The organism is Paraglaciecola sp. (assembly GCF_030730205.1).
GTDB lineage: Bacteria > Pseudomonadota > Gammaproteobacteria > Enterobacterales > Alteromonadaceae > Paraglaciecola.
Map to the genome: position 1 here is coordinate 1 of NZ_JANQVQ010000197.1, position 14,442 is coordinate 14,442.

17 protein-coding genes are annotated in these 14,442 nt (G+C 40.8%); 7 read left to right on the top strand and 10 right to left on the bottom strand.

Features of this window, described 5'->3' with window-relative positions; genetic code table 11:
• The coding region (locus NWQ57_RS13185) for a UDP-glucose/GDP-mannose dehydrogenase family protein (protein WP_306022617.1) at positions 1 to 1,317 on the top strand (1,317 nt) is incomplete at its 5' end.
• 3 nt (positions 1,318 to 1,320) lie between these two features.
• Complete coding sequence (gene galU / locus NWQ57_RS13190; protein ID WP_306022618.1) at positions 1,321 to 2,214, top strand: UTP--glucose-1-phosphate uridylyltransferase GalU; 894 nt, start codon at positions 1,321 to 1,323, stop codon at positions 2,212 to 2,214.
• A gap of 53 nt (positions 2,215 to 2,267) precedes the next feature.
• On the opposite strand, the gene NWQ57_RS13195 is transcribed toward galU, so the two are convergent.
• The 6 genes from NWQ57_RS13195 to queF form a co-directional block, all read right to left on the bottom strand.
• A complete protein-coding gene (locus NWQ57_RS13195) occupies positions 2,268 to 2,573 on the bottom strand; it encodes a helix-hairpin-helix domain-containing protein (RefSeq protein ID WP_306022619.1) in 306 nt (101 codons plus the stop codon).
• 145 nt (positions 2,574 to 2,718) lie between these two features.
• A complete protein-coding gene (locus NWQ57_RS13200) occupies positions 2,719 to 3,726 on the bottom strand; it encodes an isocitrate dehydrogenase (protein WP_306022620.1) in 1,008 nt (335 codons plus the stop codon).
• 123 nt (positions 3,727 to 3,849) lie between these two features.
• Positions 3,850 to 5,568, bottom strand: coding sequence for a hypothetical protein (locus tag NWQ57_RS13205; protein ID WP_306022621.1), 1,719 nt, complete (start codon positions 5,566 to 5,568; stop codon positions 3,850 to 3,852).
• Complete coding sequence (locus NWQ57_RS13210; protein WP_306022622.1) at positions 5,561 to 5,935, bottom strand: DUF3192 domain-containing protein; 375 nt, start codon at positions 5,933 to 5,935, stop codon at positions 5,561 to 5,563. The genes NWQ57_RS13205 and NWQ57_RS13210 overlap by 8 nt, the downstream gene beginning before the upstream one ends.
• A 109-nt stretch (positions 5,936 to 6,044) precedes the next feature.
• The gene (gene ppnN / locus NWQ57_RS13215; RefSeq protein ID WP_306022623.1) at positions 6,045 to 7,403 is read right to left on the bottom strand and encodes a nucleotide 5'-monophosphate nucleosidase PpnN; all 1,359 of its coding nucleotides are present in this window, start codon (positions 7,401 to 7,403) and stop codon (positions 6,045 to 6,047) included.
• Between the two features lie 66 nt (positions 7,404 to 7,469).
• Positions 7,470 to 8,309, bottom strand: a complete 840-nt coding sequence (queF, locus tag NWQ57_RS13220; RefSeq protein ID WP_306022624.1) for an NADPH-dependent 7-cyano-7-deazaguanine reductase QueF — start codon at positions 8,307 to 8,309, stop codon at positions 7,470 to 7,472.
• Between the two features lie 120 nt (positions 8,310 to 8,429).
• On the opposite strand from queF, the gene syd reads away from it, so the two are divergent.
• A complete protein-coding gene (gene syd / locus NWQ57_RS13225) occupies positions 8,430 to 8,993 on the top strand; it encodes a SecY-interacting protein (RefSeq protein ID WP_306022625.1) in 564 nt (187 codons plus the stop codon).
• Here syd and NWQ57_RS13230 read toward each other — a convergent pair.
• Positions 8,990 to 9,274, bottom strand: coding sequence for a hypothetical protein (locus NWQ57_RS13230; RefSeq protein WP_306022626.1), 285 nt, complete (start codon positions 9,272 to 9,274; stop codon positions 8,990 to 8,992). The two genes, syd and NWQ57_RS13230, sit on opposite strands and share 4 nt — an antisense overlap.
• Positions 9,275 to 9,471: 197 nt before the next feature.
• On the opposite strand from NWQ57_RS13230, the gene NWQ57_RS13235 reads away from it, so the two are divergent.
• Positions 9,472 to 9,849: a DUF3192 domain-containing protein gene (locus NWQ57_RS13235; RefSeq protein WP_306022627.1), complete on the top strand. Its 378-nt coding sequence runs from the start codon at positions 9,472 to 9,474 to the stop codon at positions 9,847 to 9,849.
• Positions 9,850 to 9,873: 24 nt separating this feature from the next.
• Here the strand turns inward: NWQ57_RS13235 and NWQ57_RS13240 are convergent, their stop codons facing one another.
• On the bottom strand, positions 9,874 to 10,104 hold the full coding sequence (locus NWQ57_RS13240; RefSeq protein WP_306022628.1) for a DUF2789 family protein: 231 nt from the start codon (positions 10,102 to 10,104) through the stop codon (positions 9,874 to 9,876).
• Between the two features lie 263 nt (positions 10,105 to 10,367).
• Here NWQ57_RS13240 and NWQ57_RS13245 point away from each other — a divergent pair, with 263 nt between their 5' ends.
• Together NWQ57_RS13245 and NWQ57_RS13250 are read left to right on the top strand one after the other, a co-directional pair.
• Positions 10,368 to 10,985: a GNAT family N-acetyltransferase gene (locus NWQ57_RS13245; protein ID WP_306022629.1), complete on the top strand. Its 618-nt coding sequence runs from the start codon at positions 10,368 to 10,370 to the stop codon at positions 10,983 to 10,985.
• Between the two features lie 823 nt (positions 10,986 to 11,808).
• Positions 11,809 to 12,681: a universal stress protein gene (locus NWQ57_RS13250; RefSeq protein ID WP_306022630.1), complete on the top strand. Its 873-nt coding sequence runs from the start codon at positions 11,809 to 11,811 to the stop codon at positions 12,679 to 12,681.
• Between the two features lie 44 nt (positions 12,682 to 12,725).
• On the opposite strand, the gene NWQ57_RS13255 is transcribed toward NWQ57_RS13250, so the two are convergent.
• Together NWQ57_RS13255 and NWQ57_RS13260 are read right to left on the bottom strand one after the other, a co-directional pair.
• A complete protein-coding gene (locus NWQ57_RS13255; protein WP_306022631.1) occupies positions 12,726 to 13,031 on the bottom strand; it encodes a DUF3301 domain-containing protein in 306 nt (101 codons plus the stop codon).
• Positions 13,028 to 14,053: a DUF3549 family protein gene (locus tag NWQ57_RS13260; protein ID WP_306022632.1), complete on the bottom strand. Its 1,026-nt coding sequence runs from the start codon at positions 14,051 to 14,053 to the stop codon at positions 13,028 to 13,030. The genes NWQ57_RS13255 and NWQ57_RS13260 overlap by 4 nt, the downstream gene beginning before the upstream one ends.
• 65 nt (positions 14,054 to 14,118) lie before the next feature.
• Here NWQ57_RS13260 and NWQ57_RS13265 point away from each other — a divergent pair, with 65 nt between their 5' ends.
• Positions 14,119 to 14,439, top strand: coding sequence for a YqcC family protein (locus tag NWQ57_RS13265; RefSeq protein ID WP_306022633.1), 321 nt, complete (start codon positions 14,119 to 14,121; stop codon positions 14,437 to 14,439).
• Positions 14,440 to 14,442: the final 3 nt, after the last annotated feature.

Genomic DNA, 14,442 nt, shown 5'->3' on the forward strand with positions numbered 1-14,442 from the left:
GGTTATGTTGGCTTGGTGCAAGCCGCAGTCATGGCAGAAGTCGGTCATGATGTGGTGTGTATCGACGTAGACCAAGCTAAAGTTGATAAGTTAAAACAAGGCCATATTCCTATTTTTGAGCCCGGTTTAACGCCTTTAGTCACTTCTAACTATGAAGCGGGTCGTGTAGATTTTACGACTGATGCCGCGCGCGGTATTGAACATGGAGAGGTTATTTTTATTGCTGTTGGTACGCCGCCTGATGAAGATGGTTCGGCCGATCTAAAGTATGTGTTGGCAGTGGCAGAAACTATTGCTACTCATATGAATAAACACAAAATCATTATTAACAAGTCAACCGTTCCTGTTGGTACTGCTGACCGGGTTAAAGCCAAAGTATCCGAAACATTGGCTAAATTGGGTAAAACCCAAACTTTTGATGTGGTTTCAAACCCAGAATTCTTAAAAGAAGGGGCTGCGGTTAATGACTGCATGCGTCCTGACCGTATTATTTTAGGAACAGACAGCGCTAAAGCAGAAAAGAAACTTCGCGAGTTATATTCACCGTTTAACCGTAATCACGACAAAATAATCGTGATGGATATTCGCAGTGCCGAGTTAACCAAGTATGCCGCTAACTGTATGTTAGCAACCAAAATTAGTTTTATGAATGAAATGGCCAACCTTGCTGAACGTTTTGGTGCTGACATTGAAAACGTGCGCAGAGGTATCGGTTCGGACCCGCGTATTGGCTATCAATTTATTTACCCAGGCTGTGGCTATGGTGGGTCATGTTTCCCCAAAGATGTGCAAGCCTTAGTCCGTAGTGCTCAGGGCGTAGGTTACACTGCCCAAGTATTAGAAGCGGTTGAAGCGGTTAACTACGCGCAAAAAGAAAAACTATTTGAATACATTCTTCGACACTTTGGTGGCGATGTGTCTGGGAAAACCGTGGCATTGTGGGGCTTGTCATTTAAACCCAACACGGATGATATGCGCGAGGCTTCTAGCCGCGTATTGATGGAAAGACTATGGGCTGCTGGCGCTAAGGTTAAGGCCTATGATCCAGAAGCAATGGAAGAGACTCAACGGATTTATGGTAATCGTTCAGAGTTATCTTTGATGGGGACGAAAGAGGCTGCTTTAGAGGGCGCTGATTTCTTGGTGATTTGTACAGAATGGCAATCATTTAGAGCGCCTGATTTTGATTTAATTAAGAGTAAATTGAGTTTACCTCTGATTTTTGATGGCCGTAATTTATTTGAGCCACAGATGATGATGGAACACGGTTTGCATTACTATGCAATTGGACGCGGACTTTCAGTTAAGGAACATTAAAAAATGAGTCAAGTTAAAAAAGCGGTTATCCCTGTCGCAGGGTTGGGAACAAGAATGTTGCCGGCAACGAAAGCAATTCCCAAGGAAATGCTACCTGTTGTTGATAAACCTCTTATTCAATACGTAGTAACCGAGTGTATAAACGCGGGCATAAAAGAAATTATCTTAGTGACTCATGCCAGTAAAAACAGCATCGAAAATCATTTTGATACCAGTTTTGAGCTTGAGGCCACATTAGAAAAACGGGTTAAGCGTCAGTTACTTGAAGCGGTTCAGGGCATTTGTCCAAAAGACGTGACGATAATGCACGTCCGCCAAGGCGTGGCGAAAGGTTTAGGCCACGCTGTGTTGTGTGCTCGCCCTATGGTAGGTGATGCGCCCTTTGCCGTGGTGTTACCTGATGTCATTATTGATGAATACACGCACAATCCGAAAAAAGAGAACTTAGCTGATATGGTGGCTAAATTTAACACCAGTCGTGTAAGTCAAATTATGGTTGAGCAAGTTCCTCAAGAAGATGTGAGTAAATACGGTGTAGTTGATTTAGAAGGCTTAGTACTTAAGCCTGGCGAATCCGGTAAAATTTACGACATGGTTGAAAAACCTGCACTAGAGGATGCACCATCTGACCTAGCAGTGGTTGGGCGTTACGTGCTTTCTGGTAAAATTTGGGATTTATTGGAACTGACTCCTCCAGGTGCTGGTGATGAAGTTCAGTTAACCGATGCTATTGCCGCGCTCATGAAAACCGAACAAGTTGATGCCTACTATATGAAAGGCCGTAGCCATGATTGTGGTAGTAAGTTAGGTTATATGACGGCAAATGTTGAATTTGCTTTGCGCCACCCCGAGTTAGGTGAGCAGTTTAAGGGCTTTTTGAAAGGTTTAGAGCTGTAGTCGTATTCTTTTAAAAATAGCTCGGCAATGGTAGTTGCCGAGCTATTTTGGTCTCAAAGACTAACGTGGTCTTTCATTTTCTCAAGCATTTTTTTGCCAATTCCTTTTACGTCAGCTAATTGGTCGAGTGACGTGAATTTACCCATCTTTTCACGATATTCAATAATTGCTGCAGCTTTCTTTTTGCCAACACCTGGCAATGCCGTTAATTCGTCTAATGACGCGGTATTAACATTAATTTTCTGCATTTTCATTTGCATCGCTTTGGTTTTGTCTACAACAGAGTCAGCTAAAACTAGCGGTGAGATTGAAAATAAAAACGTGCTGGATAACAGTAGAAGGGGAATGATCTTTTTCATAACGAGTCCTTATTCATATTTCCATTAGGATGCGAATGCATCAAAGAAAAAGTAGTCCAGACTTAGTGATTGGTAAAGAAAGTAGGGTAAAATTTTTCTGAAAAAGCTCAGGTGCTGGAATAATCATCCAGCACCTTCTTGTTGTTTATAGACGTTCTAATAGTGCCTGAGTGAAGTCACTTGTGCCATGTACACCACCAAGATCGCGGGTTGTGCGGTCGCCAGACTCAATGACATCTTTAAGTGCATGTCTTATCTTATCTGCCTGTTCACCCATTTTTAGATATTCTAACATTTGTACAGAAGCTAAAATGACAGAGGTAGGATTCGCCAAGTTTTTACCAGCGATATCAGGTGCTGAACCATGTACAGCTTCGAATATTGCGCAATCAGTACCTATGTTAGCGCCTGGAGCCATTCCCAAGCCACCCACTAAACCAGCACATAAGTCTGATAAAATATCACCAAATAAGTTGGTGGTAACGATCACGTCGAATTGGTGAGGGTTCATCACTAACTGCATACAGGTGTTATCAACGATCATTTCGTTTGATTCTATATCAGGATAACGCTGTGCGACTTCACGGGCGACCTTCAAGAACAAGCCAGACGTTGATTTCAATATATTGGCTTTATGTACCGCGGTGACTTTTTTACGTTTATCGCGGCGCGCCATTTCGTATGCGTAAACTAAAATGCGCTCTGCGCCTTCACGAGTGATCACGCTCTTTGCTTCGGCTTGACTGCCATCTGGCGAGACTATTTGGCCTAAACCACAATACATGCCTTCTGTGTTTTCACGCACAGTCACAATATCAATATCTTGATACCGCGCTTTGGTCCCTTTAAAAGAGATCACTGGGCGTAAGTTAGCGTAAAGCTGGAACTTTTTACGTAAGCTAACGTTAATTGACGTGAAACCTTCTCCCACAGGTGTAGTGAGTGGACCTTTTAATGCCACTTTATTTTTGGCAATTAAATCTAAGGTTTCTTGCGGTAATAACTCACCGTGATTTTCTAAGGCGACTAAGCCTGCATCGGCGAAGTCATATTCAAAATCACACCCTACTTTATCAAGTACCTGTAAGGCTGAATCAATAATATCTGGCCCTATACCGTCTCCACGGATAACGGTTATTCTTTGCTTAGTCATAAATGTTCCTGTCGTTTTAAAAGGTTGTCGATGTAGGGTTTTATTATTTTTACGGCGTAAGCCAATTTTAGGGCGCGTTTATACCACAAATCCCTATTTTTTTCTAGTTTGCCACTAAATCGTTTAAAAGCTAAGGCTGCAATATACTTGGTTTTTTAATGCAAGGTCTTTGAGCAATTCGTCGAATAGGGTTTGACTAAATTTTAACTGTTTAAAAGCGTTTTGTTTAAATAATTCAGTGCGTTCACAGCTCGCATTTTCTTGAAAATAAATGTCTCTGCTTGCGATAAGTGCTAGGCCAATAACAAGGCAAATTTGAGAAGCGCCTATGTGGCTATCGCCCATCGATAGCTGCTTTAAGGCAATAATTACCTGTTTAGGTTGTTGCCATGCTTGGGCCAACTTTACCGGAAATTGCTTGAACTGCTCTGGATGTTCAAGTGCAAAAAGGTGACTGAGTTTGTAATGCTCTACTGGGATTGGTTGCCACATGTGCCGAGTTCTGATCATTGGCGAAATAAAAAAATACGATAAAGCGAATAGACAAACCGTAGAAGCTAAGTCGGAAGCTTTACTTGCAAGACGTTTTGAGATTTCATCTGCCGTAAAGCAAAACAACTGCGTAAAGTTAGCTAATCTATTTTGCAGAGGAAAGGTTTCTTGCGTTAAACGAGACAATAAACTGTGCTGCAGTAAGCTTTGATATGAGCGATCAAAGCCATTCATCAATAGCCCATGGCGAGAGCTAACGACAGGTAACATAAGCCGACTATTGGCACTTGCAATGTGTTGCAACTGCGTGGAAAAAGCTTGTTCTTTTTCCAGTATCGCGACAATTTTATCCACATTAGGTTGAGGTGTATTCAGTTCAAGCTGAATGGCGACTAAGCTTGATGGTACAGAGCTTAGGCTGGTCTTTTTATTCCAAAGGCTTATGCTTTCAGATTTAGCCGCTTTGATTTGTTGAAATTTGGGCCCCCAATACTCATCTAACTTATTAATGTTAGGCAGTTTTTGCACTGAAAAAACCTGTTTCACTTTTGCTGTTTCTATTATTCGAATTGCTATTTGCTTGATGGTGTCGTTGGCATTTGAAAGTGGGTAAATAATTGTTTTTTCAGACTGGATCGCGAGACAAAGCTGTAGGTCGTCATGTTGATCTTTTAAAGTAGAGCCCGGCGGTATTAGTGATGGATAGAACATCAAGGGCCTGAGTAGGGCGTACCAATGCTGCGGGGCGTCTAGACATATTTTTTTAAGAGCGTGCGCAAAACTTAAAGGCGCTGTTTTTCCGTTATTTCGGGTCAAGCTAGCGAGTTTGACGGCAATAAATAGCAAGGATTGTAGGGTATCTAGTTTAGCCAGTTTGTTAGAATTTTTGTGTAAGTATCTTAAAGCATATTCTTTTACTACTAACATACGGCGGCATAACTTCCAGCGAGAAGCAGCAAACAAGGTTAACTGTGCATGCAGTAAACTGGTTTTAAGCTCGGTTTTGTTGTTAGATGCCTGAGGCGAGTCAGCGCTAGAGCTTACGCAGATGGCTGCAATTAACAGTTGCTGTAGAACGGTTTCATCGAGTTTATTGCGGCCTGCTATTACACTTAAGTAGACCAAGGTATTAAACATCACGTTTACTTTAGGGGAAAACTGCGATTTATATAGGTGGGGCTGAGCGCTAAACACGTCAGGGTGTTTTTTAGCAAACAATAAAAATTGATTGGTAAAAACAGCTAATTTGCTGGTAAGTGTGGCTTGAAATGGTGGATTGTCCAACTCGGTGCTTATTTGTTCGAGTTGTTGATATAAGTTAAAAAGGGATGAGTAATTTAACTCATCCATCGATATAACTTTGGTAAGCGCTGTCTCCCCAAGCGATTAATTGCCCATCCACAAATAACAGTGGGGTGCATTCATCTTGAGTCGTAATGCCATCGGCTTGTTTATGTTGGGTACGATAAAACATCACCTGCATCTCTTTGTCAGCTAATCTTTTGGCTTCAGTGATATCGGGGTTCCCTAGTAAGGCTAGAATGTCTTGTTTATTTAGGCCCAGTTCAATCTTTGCGATTTGGATCTTGTTGTATTCTTCACGATCTTTCCAATCCATGTCTTCTGGTTTATCTGGATAAAATAGAAGCACTGCCACCACAAAAAATCCATACAACAACACACCGATACCAATTCTTATAGCTATTTTATTATTCATTTTTATCTAACTTAGTCATTGTGATCTTAGAAATTATATTTTATTTCGCTTTAAACAGGTAACGCTTAAGCGTAAAAATTTGTGAATCTACCTTAGTCTTATTTGTGGTTTACTTCACGACTTTATAACAAGGTTGATATTCTGAACCTGGTAATTTCATACGTTGTTGTTTTACAAAGGATTCAAGTAAGGTATCCATTACTTCCATCATTTCGGAGTCGCCGTGTAATAAGAATGGCCCTTTTTCTCGAATAAGTTTTACCCCTTCAGCTTTCACATTGCCGGCCACAATGCCTGAAAACGCTTTACGTAAGGATGCTGCTAGTTCAGCCTTCGGTTGCTCAAAATGTAAATTCAAGCCTGACATGTTTTCATGATTCGGAACGAAGGGTAATTGAAACTCAGGTGAAATTTTTAATGACCAGTTATAGTCAAAAGAATCGCCTTTTTCTTTTCGATAATTTTTTACGACGCTTTGTTTTTGTTTAATGGTGCTGGCAACCAACGCCGCATCGCCGACGATAATTTCGTAAAGATCTTGTGCCTCTTTGCCTAAGGTTAAACCAATAAAGTTGTCGAGTGCCTCAAAATACCCCTTACTTTGCTCTGGCCCTGTTAAGATAATGGGCAGTACCTGATCTTTGTTTTGTGGATTCAGCATAATACCAATTAAATATAATAATTCTTCAGCGGTGCCCGCGCCGCCAGGGAAAATAACAATGGCATGCGCCATTCTAACAAAGGCCTCTAGGCGCTTTTCGATGTCAGGCATAATCACAAGCTCATTCACGATGGCATTAGGCGGTTCAGCGGCAATAATGCTGGGCTCGGTAATGCCAAGGTACCGACCGTTCTTATAACGTTGTTTGGCATGGCCGATGGTGGCACCTTTCATCGGTCCCTTCATCGCACCAGGTCCACAACCGGTACAAATATTGAGTTCTCGCAAGCCTAATTGGTAGCCCACTTCTTTGGTATATTGATATTCAATTTCGCCTATTGAATGCCCGCCCCAACACACAACCAAATTGAGTTCTGCGGTATTTTTTAGTACTTGAGCATGTCTGAGCATATCGAATACGGAATTGGTTAAGACGTGACTGTCTAATTTTCCAAGCGATGAGGTAAGTGCATACTTCGCACCTATGTGCAGTAAATCTCTAAGAACAGCAAAAATATGTTCGTGCACACCTTTGATGAGTTTGCCATCCACAAAGGCGAGGGCTGGTGGGTTAATTAACTCAATTTTAACGCCACGCTCTCTACCGATAAGTCTTATGTCAAAGTCACGGTGAGGCTCAAAAATATTTTCACAGTTGTCAATTTCAGCACCACTATACAGTACCGCTAAACAACAATTTCTGAATACGTGATAGAGGTCTCCATCGGCTGATTTACTTAATGAATCAACTTCTATCTGTGACAATTGGCTCATCGATCCTAAGGGGTTTAGTTGAATACTATGCATATTTCGTTCTCTGTTATTCTGAGTCATCGTTGTGTAAACGATGGCGCTAAGCGTTGCCTTATTTGGCTACTGTCGAGCTAATCTAAACTCGGGATAAATCTGCTCAAAGTTGCTGCGAAATGGATTGATGTCCAAGCCTCCTCGACGAGTATAGCGCGCATAAACCGTTAAATGTTGTGGTGAGCAGTGTTGCATAATGTCACAAAAAATCCTTTCTACACATTGTTCATGAAATTCGTTATGTTTTCTGAATGAAATTAAATACCTGAGTAAAGATTCATGATGTATTTTTTTTCCTGCGTAGCGGATCAATACGCTACCCCAATCGGGCTGATTGGTAATCAAACAATTTGATTTTAATAAATCGCTACAAAGGGTTTCTTCTATCCATTGCTCTTCTACAGCTAATAAAGCAGGGTTTAGCTGGTATTCGTTAATTTCGATGTCTAACGCGTCTATGGAATGAGCATGCAAAGGCGACATCACTAAGGTGTTAAATTCTCTCGGGCTAACCAGTTTAACCATAACTTGTTCGTTGGCGCACAACGATAAGTCTTGTTGGATCGTGCGCTGGACCTGTTCTAATGAATCAAAATGGCTTTGGTTAAAGCTGTTTAAATATAACTTAAATGATTTGGACTCAATCAAATGAGAGGATGACGCTGGTACCTCACACTGTAGAATTGCAATCTGGGGTTTGCCTTTGGGATTGAGCCATGACAACTCATAGCCTGTCCATCGATCAACGCCAGTAAAGGGCAAGTCATGGTTAAGCTGAATCTCTTCTCGATTAAGACTTCGAGGCACACCTTGTAACAGCTCTGGGGCATAATTTTCTTGGTATTCGGTTATTTTACCAAGACTCAAATTGCTTAAAATAGCAGTTTTATCAGCGCTACTCGCCATATATGTACTCTTAAATCATTGTTTGCAAAGTATTTAGTAGTTTAGCGTACATCAGAAATGACTAGAACATGTGGATCGGTTATTTTGTTCGTTATATTGGATTTAATGCAGAGAAACGTGATGTCCCAAGAAGTAAGTGATGCAATAGATGGTTTTATTCATCGACTATTGCAAAAAGCCCAAAGCGATAAATCGGCGTTATTGATTGAGTTTGACCCAGAATGGCCTTCGGCGTGCTACCTAGATCAAGCCGGTAACGGTGGCAACGTAAATTGGCAACCAGTGCGTCAGAGTCAAGAAAATGATTGGTCAGACTTCGAAAAAGCGCTAAATATAATAGTGCACCCTAGCATTAAAAGTTTCTATCAATGTTATTGGAGTGATAACTTAGCCGCGCAACATCATTTTGGGCCATTAGAATTAATCCAAGTGTGGAACGAAGCGGATTTTGAGCGTCTTCAACAAAACTTAATTGGTCACATTCTAATGAAAAGGCGCTTAAAGCAAAGCGAAACCCTATTTTTTGGCCTAACCGACGAGGAAGACGAAATTCTGTGCGTGAATAATCAAACCGGAGAGGTGGTATTAGAACAAGTAGGAATGGAGGCCAAAAAAGTGATTGCTCCAAACCTCGCCCAATTTTTATTGTCAATCGACCCCGTCATTATTGTGAACTCCGATTAATTGGCCGCGCGCATTAGGCTGTCTAATTTATTACTTAGCTCAACTACGTGTTTTTCTAACATTTTTACGCGCTCTTCTAGGTTATCTGGGGCGCTTAATTTAGTTTCTTTAGGCTCTTCTATTACTATTTTGGGGTTGTTTTTCCACATTTGTATGGCTTTGACTATTTCTGGGATGGTTAATGATTGACTTGAATATTGACGAACCAATGCCACGGTAGGCGTTTTACCTAAACGGTGTATTTTTTGACATGCAGCTAAGGCGTGGTTTGAACTGTGCATTATTGGTTAATCTCCTTAAAAAGTTAGCGTTTTCGCTATTGAATACCAAAATAAATCGTCTATTTTTACAGTTAATTATTTAAATTCAATAACTTAACGTTATGGCTTCATTTTTGAATAGAGGCCTCTGGTTGGCTTAATTATTCTATATTCCAGCAATTTAAAACACTAATTAATGATAAAAATGGGAGATATTCATGCGTAAGCTAGTATTCGCGGCGATGTTAGGGACGTCACTTGCTTTAAGTGGTTGTGTTATTTCAGTTGATGGCGATAGTGATCATGCTTATCAGTCTGATTGGCAAGACAAAGAACAAAAGAATCGTCGTGGGATTAATGCGTTGTCACCGCTTCTTTCGTTTAAAGAAGTCACTTCGCGAATGGGAACACCAGATTTTAATGAGTATTATGAAAATAAAGGTAATACCTACCAAGTACTATACTTTCGCACTCAACGTTTAGAGGGCGATGGAGTCACAACAAAAGACGAGTGTACGCCACTCATCTTTAAAAATGGAGAACTCGCAGGGTGGGGAGACACTGCGTATAAATTGATAGCGGCCTCGGTTAATTAACCATTCACCCTGTTTGATACAAGGCTATCTTAAAGCATTGCTGAGTTGGTCGATAACTTCGGCCCACTCACCGTCTTCAGCCAAAGCTGTTTTTAAAAATGCTGCTTGCGCTGGAGTCCAAAACCCAGCACTTTCAATTTTGGTGTTTGCTGCCAAACCTGCATGGTTTTTAATAAACGCCTGCATGTCGTTGGCTTCATTCGGTAAGCCTAGTTGAGCAAAAAGCTCACTCATCGCGGTATGATATTGTTCCATTCGTTATCTCCTCAGGTTATTGGGTAACTGCCGCTCGGTATGAAAATAGTGTGATTGAGCCCATATAAGCGACAAACAGAGTATTAAATTATTCTATAACACATTGCTTCTTAGTAAATATTAAGAATAAACGGCTATTTTATTCAGTGTCGAGTCTAATTATTAATAAAATGTTAACGAATCAGTTAACAAGTATATTCGCTTAGGATACAGTAGTTAAAAATCACAAGGATTTTGTCAATGATTGTATCTGTGAGGCTCAAGTGACTGATAATAGCAAAATAAAAGCAATTTATTTAACTGCAGAAGATTTGAAAATAGCCGCCTCGATACTCTACTTAGCCTACCATGACGACCCTCTATTTATTGATATTTTTGAAGTTGAAAAAGAGGGTTATGAATCCCGCTTGCGCTCTGCGATACGTGAAGAGTTAAATGCGTTTTGGCAAGCTAAGCAGCCGATGATTGGGTTGTTTGATGAAGACCGATTAGTGGCGGTGGCATGCTTAAACTTACCGAGTACTTCTGTAGGTTCAAATCGGTTTTGGCATTGGCGTTTAAAAATGCTGCTCACAGCGGGTTTTATGGGCACCAAACAAATGCTTGAAAAAGAATCAGTTGTTCGTGAACACATGCCAAGTCAGTATTTTCACATGTTGTCTTTTATTGGCGTTCATCCTGACCATCAGCATAGAGGGCTTGGACATATATTGATGGGAGCGATTGAGAGCGTCATGCTTGAAGATCCAAAAAGTGAAGGCGTAGGTATGTTTGTTACACTACCTAAATGTTTGTCATTTTTCGAAGATGGCAATTATACCTTAATTGAGGCAGTCCAAGCAGGCCGAATTAAAGGTCATATTATGTTTAGGCACAGATAAATTAGTTTATTTATTTTTCAGTTTTTGTTCTTTCAAGCATTAAGCCAGTCAATCTCCTCTGCTTGTTGTAAGAGATCTCTTACAACTCTGTACGTCATTACGTAAAATCGTAGTCGCTCTTTTCATACGGTACTTTTAACCAATTGTTTTTTAATAACTTTTGTTTTTTACTCTCCTTTATTTGCCATATTTCTTGTAAAGAAAATTTTCCCTCGCTAGTAAAGTTTACGGATTGATTTATAGTTACTGCGTCACAAGGAAACACGACGAGTCAGGAAGACACAAGGAAGAACTTGGACAACTTCAGGATTGAAGAGTTAGGTAATAGTATTTACTTAAAAATGGAATGAGGAAAAGCAGGATGCTTTATTTGCTCGGAGAGTAAATTAGGGAAGGGATAGCTAGGACGGCTGCTTGCATTGGATGTAAGTTAGGATAAAGGACGTGCAAAGGATGGTATCTCGCAAAGGATTGACGAGGCGAATGGATTCTAGGACACACAAGGGATGGTGCCTCATTAGGAAGAATGAGACTTGATGGAAAGGGCGTAATAGGGATATTTTCAGGATAGATTTTGCAATGGATAGCAGAGAGGGACTCTCAAAATTCAGTAAAGAGGCGCATTTGAATAGACATTCATAATGCGCCTTTTTTATTTACACCGAAACAAACTCCCCCATATCTTCAGCGCAATACTGCACATGAAATTGGTATCAAAAATCGTATAAATATGAAAGTTAAAAACAGGGTACCTGTGTGGTTTTTAATCAGCTAGACTGTTAGTGCGTTTGCATAAATATCAATGTGATTAAGGAACATTTCAATGCCTATGTGTCAACACGCCTTCGTCATCATCGACGATAACCATCACGATTTAGCTGTTTTAAGACGCACAGTCGCTTGCTTAGGCAACACCTTACAAACCATCAAGGTATATCGACATACGGCGCAATGTCACCCTAAAAATACTGAGTTGTGGCTGCAGTGGCAACGCTCGCAAATCGCCGAGTTCACCCATTTATTAGCTGAATTTAACTTAGATATTGAGGTGAGTTATCTTTTTACTCATCAACATTTTCACCCTGAAGAATTTGAGCAAACGATAAAACAACATCAAATCGACTTGGTGTTGAAATTGAGTAGTGGCATGCACTTTTTTGATGGTGTATTTGGCTCACGTCTTGATCACTATTTTATCGCGGACTGTTCTGTACCAGTGTGGATAGTTAAATCACGTGTGTGGGATACCGATATTGAAGTATTAGCTTGCCTCGATGTTGATGATCGCAGTGAAATTAATCATAAGCTTAATGTCGACATACTTAAGTTGAGTGAGTGCATGGCGCACCACCTAAAAGGGCAATTGCACGTTATAGATTGTTTTTGGGGTGAGGTGGCGTCTATGTCTTTTGAATTAGATAAATCAGGCCGCTTCAAACGTACTGCAAGTATACTCACTCACCATCAAGCCTTATTAGAAGGCTATGTGGAACAATATGCACTAGCGCAACAATCCTTGCATATTGTGGAGGGAACGCCAGATTTTGCCATCCCTGATACCGCGGCGCATCTAAATGCTGAATTAGTTGTGATAGGTAACAATGCAGATCATGGCATTTTGGATCGATTGTTTGGCGATACCGCAGCCAACTTAGTCAACACTATTGACTGCGATGTGTTAGTTGTTAAACCCTAAGGTTGTATGTGGCTTAAGGCATACGACAGTTATTAGTAGCTTGCTTATTGAATTCGATAGGCTGGGGTGTATAAATCTAACGCTTTTAATCCCACCATGGTCAGTACACCCTTGTAGCTGTCTTCACCATTGCCAGAAAATTCAAATGAAAATTCACTGTGCAAATCGAGTTTCCCCCGATAGCTGCCTATTCTGGTTTTAATTCGAGCAATACTTAACAGCTGCAAATTTTGTCTTTCGCAATAATCATGTAGATGCTGATTCGCAGTTTCTGCAATTGCGCGAAACCGCCAAAACATAATAGCAGTTAACACAATCAGCAATAACACAATCAAATCAAATAAGTTCATCGGCTTTGAGTCTCAAAAAGGGTGCTGATACGCAGCACTAATGCAGGTTCTTTTTCTGGCCAACGGAGTACGTTTAGCATGATTTCGCGGCAGTCAGGAATTTGCACTAAATCCCGAAATAGCCCGGTAAATAATTCTATCGGCGCGCTAGAGAGTCGTTGGATAAATAGAGTTAATACTTGCTGATCTTGTAATTTTTGCCAATGCCGAGCGCTGATTAAGATTAACAAATCATGAGTAACGAGGTTGTCTTGTTGTAATACATCAATTAATAATTGAGTGATTTGCGCCTCGTCGTCACTTTGGCTTAAGGCGCGCAGAATCGCAATTAAATAGCTAGGCTCTTTGCCTTTGCGCCGCCACTCATCTATCAGTCGTTCACCCAAGCGAGTGCTTACTGGATGATTTTCTAAGGCGTCGCAAAGTGCCATTTGAACTTCGGGTGCCAAATTTGAAAATTGTTGAATGACTAAATCGTGTGTAGGCGCTTCGCTGATTTTCGCTGTAAGATCAGCGATACCTTGCAGTGATAGTTGTTGCCAATCGGTGTTCTGGGGGCTACGTAAATATTGCTCTGCGAATTCCAAATATTGCGATGGGGCCAGTGCGAGCTTTTGCCTCGTCAGGCTATTAAAGCTGGCCAGTTGTGATTGCTTGGGCACAAAGGTAAATGGATTTTCTGGTAAACCCTGTTTTGCATTGTGACTTTTTTCCATTTCAGCACCAAGTGCCTCTACCACAATGTGCAAAAATTGATTACGTGCCGCACTGATTAACTTACCTTGTTCATCTAAAGGAAGTTTCACAAACCAAATATACTGTTCTTGACTGAGTCCTTTATTAAAAAACACCAGGCCAAACCAAGCATGTTGTTGGCGAGGGTAGGGCGCTGAAATATGATTTAGTTCAAAATCTAAAAATGTTTGACTCGATAAGGGGCGTATCGCTCTGCCCATATCAAAAATTCGGTAATCGGTACCAGCATGCAGCAGAAATTCGCTGATTGTATTTATACGACTCATGTTATCCTTGACGCTAAAGTAAGGTGTTACCACTTAAATAAATGTAGTCTAAAAGAATGGTGATCATGCCACGTAGTGTTGTAGAAGTCGAAGCTCAGTTGCAGCAACTCGAATTTGTATTAAGAAAAGCAGGCTTGTGGTCTATGCAGCAACCGTCCTTAGAGGCATTGCAAAGTGCGGCGCCCTTTGCCTGTGATAAAATGCCATTCGAGCATTGGTTACAATTTATCTTTATTCCACAATTAACCATCTATTTGCGTTCAGATAAACCATTGCCTAATACCATGGGCTTGTACCCTATGGGCGAACAATGCTTTTCTGAATCCTCAAGTCGAGAGTTGGTATTACCTGTACTGGCGCAAATTGATAAGATTTTTAACCAATAGATA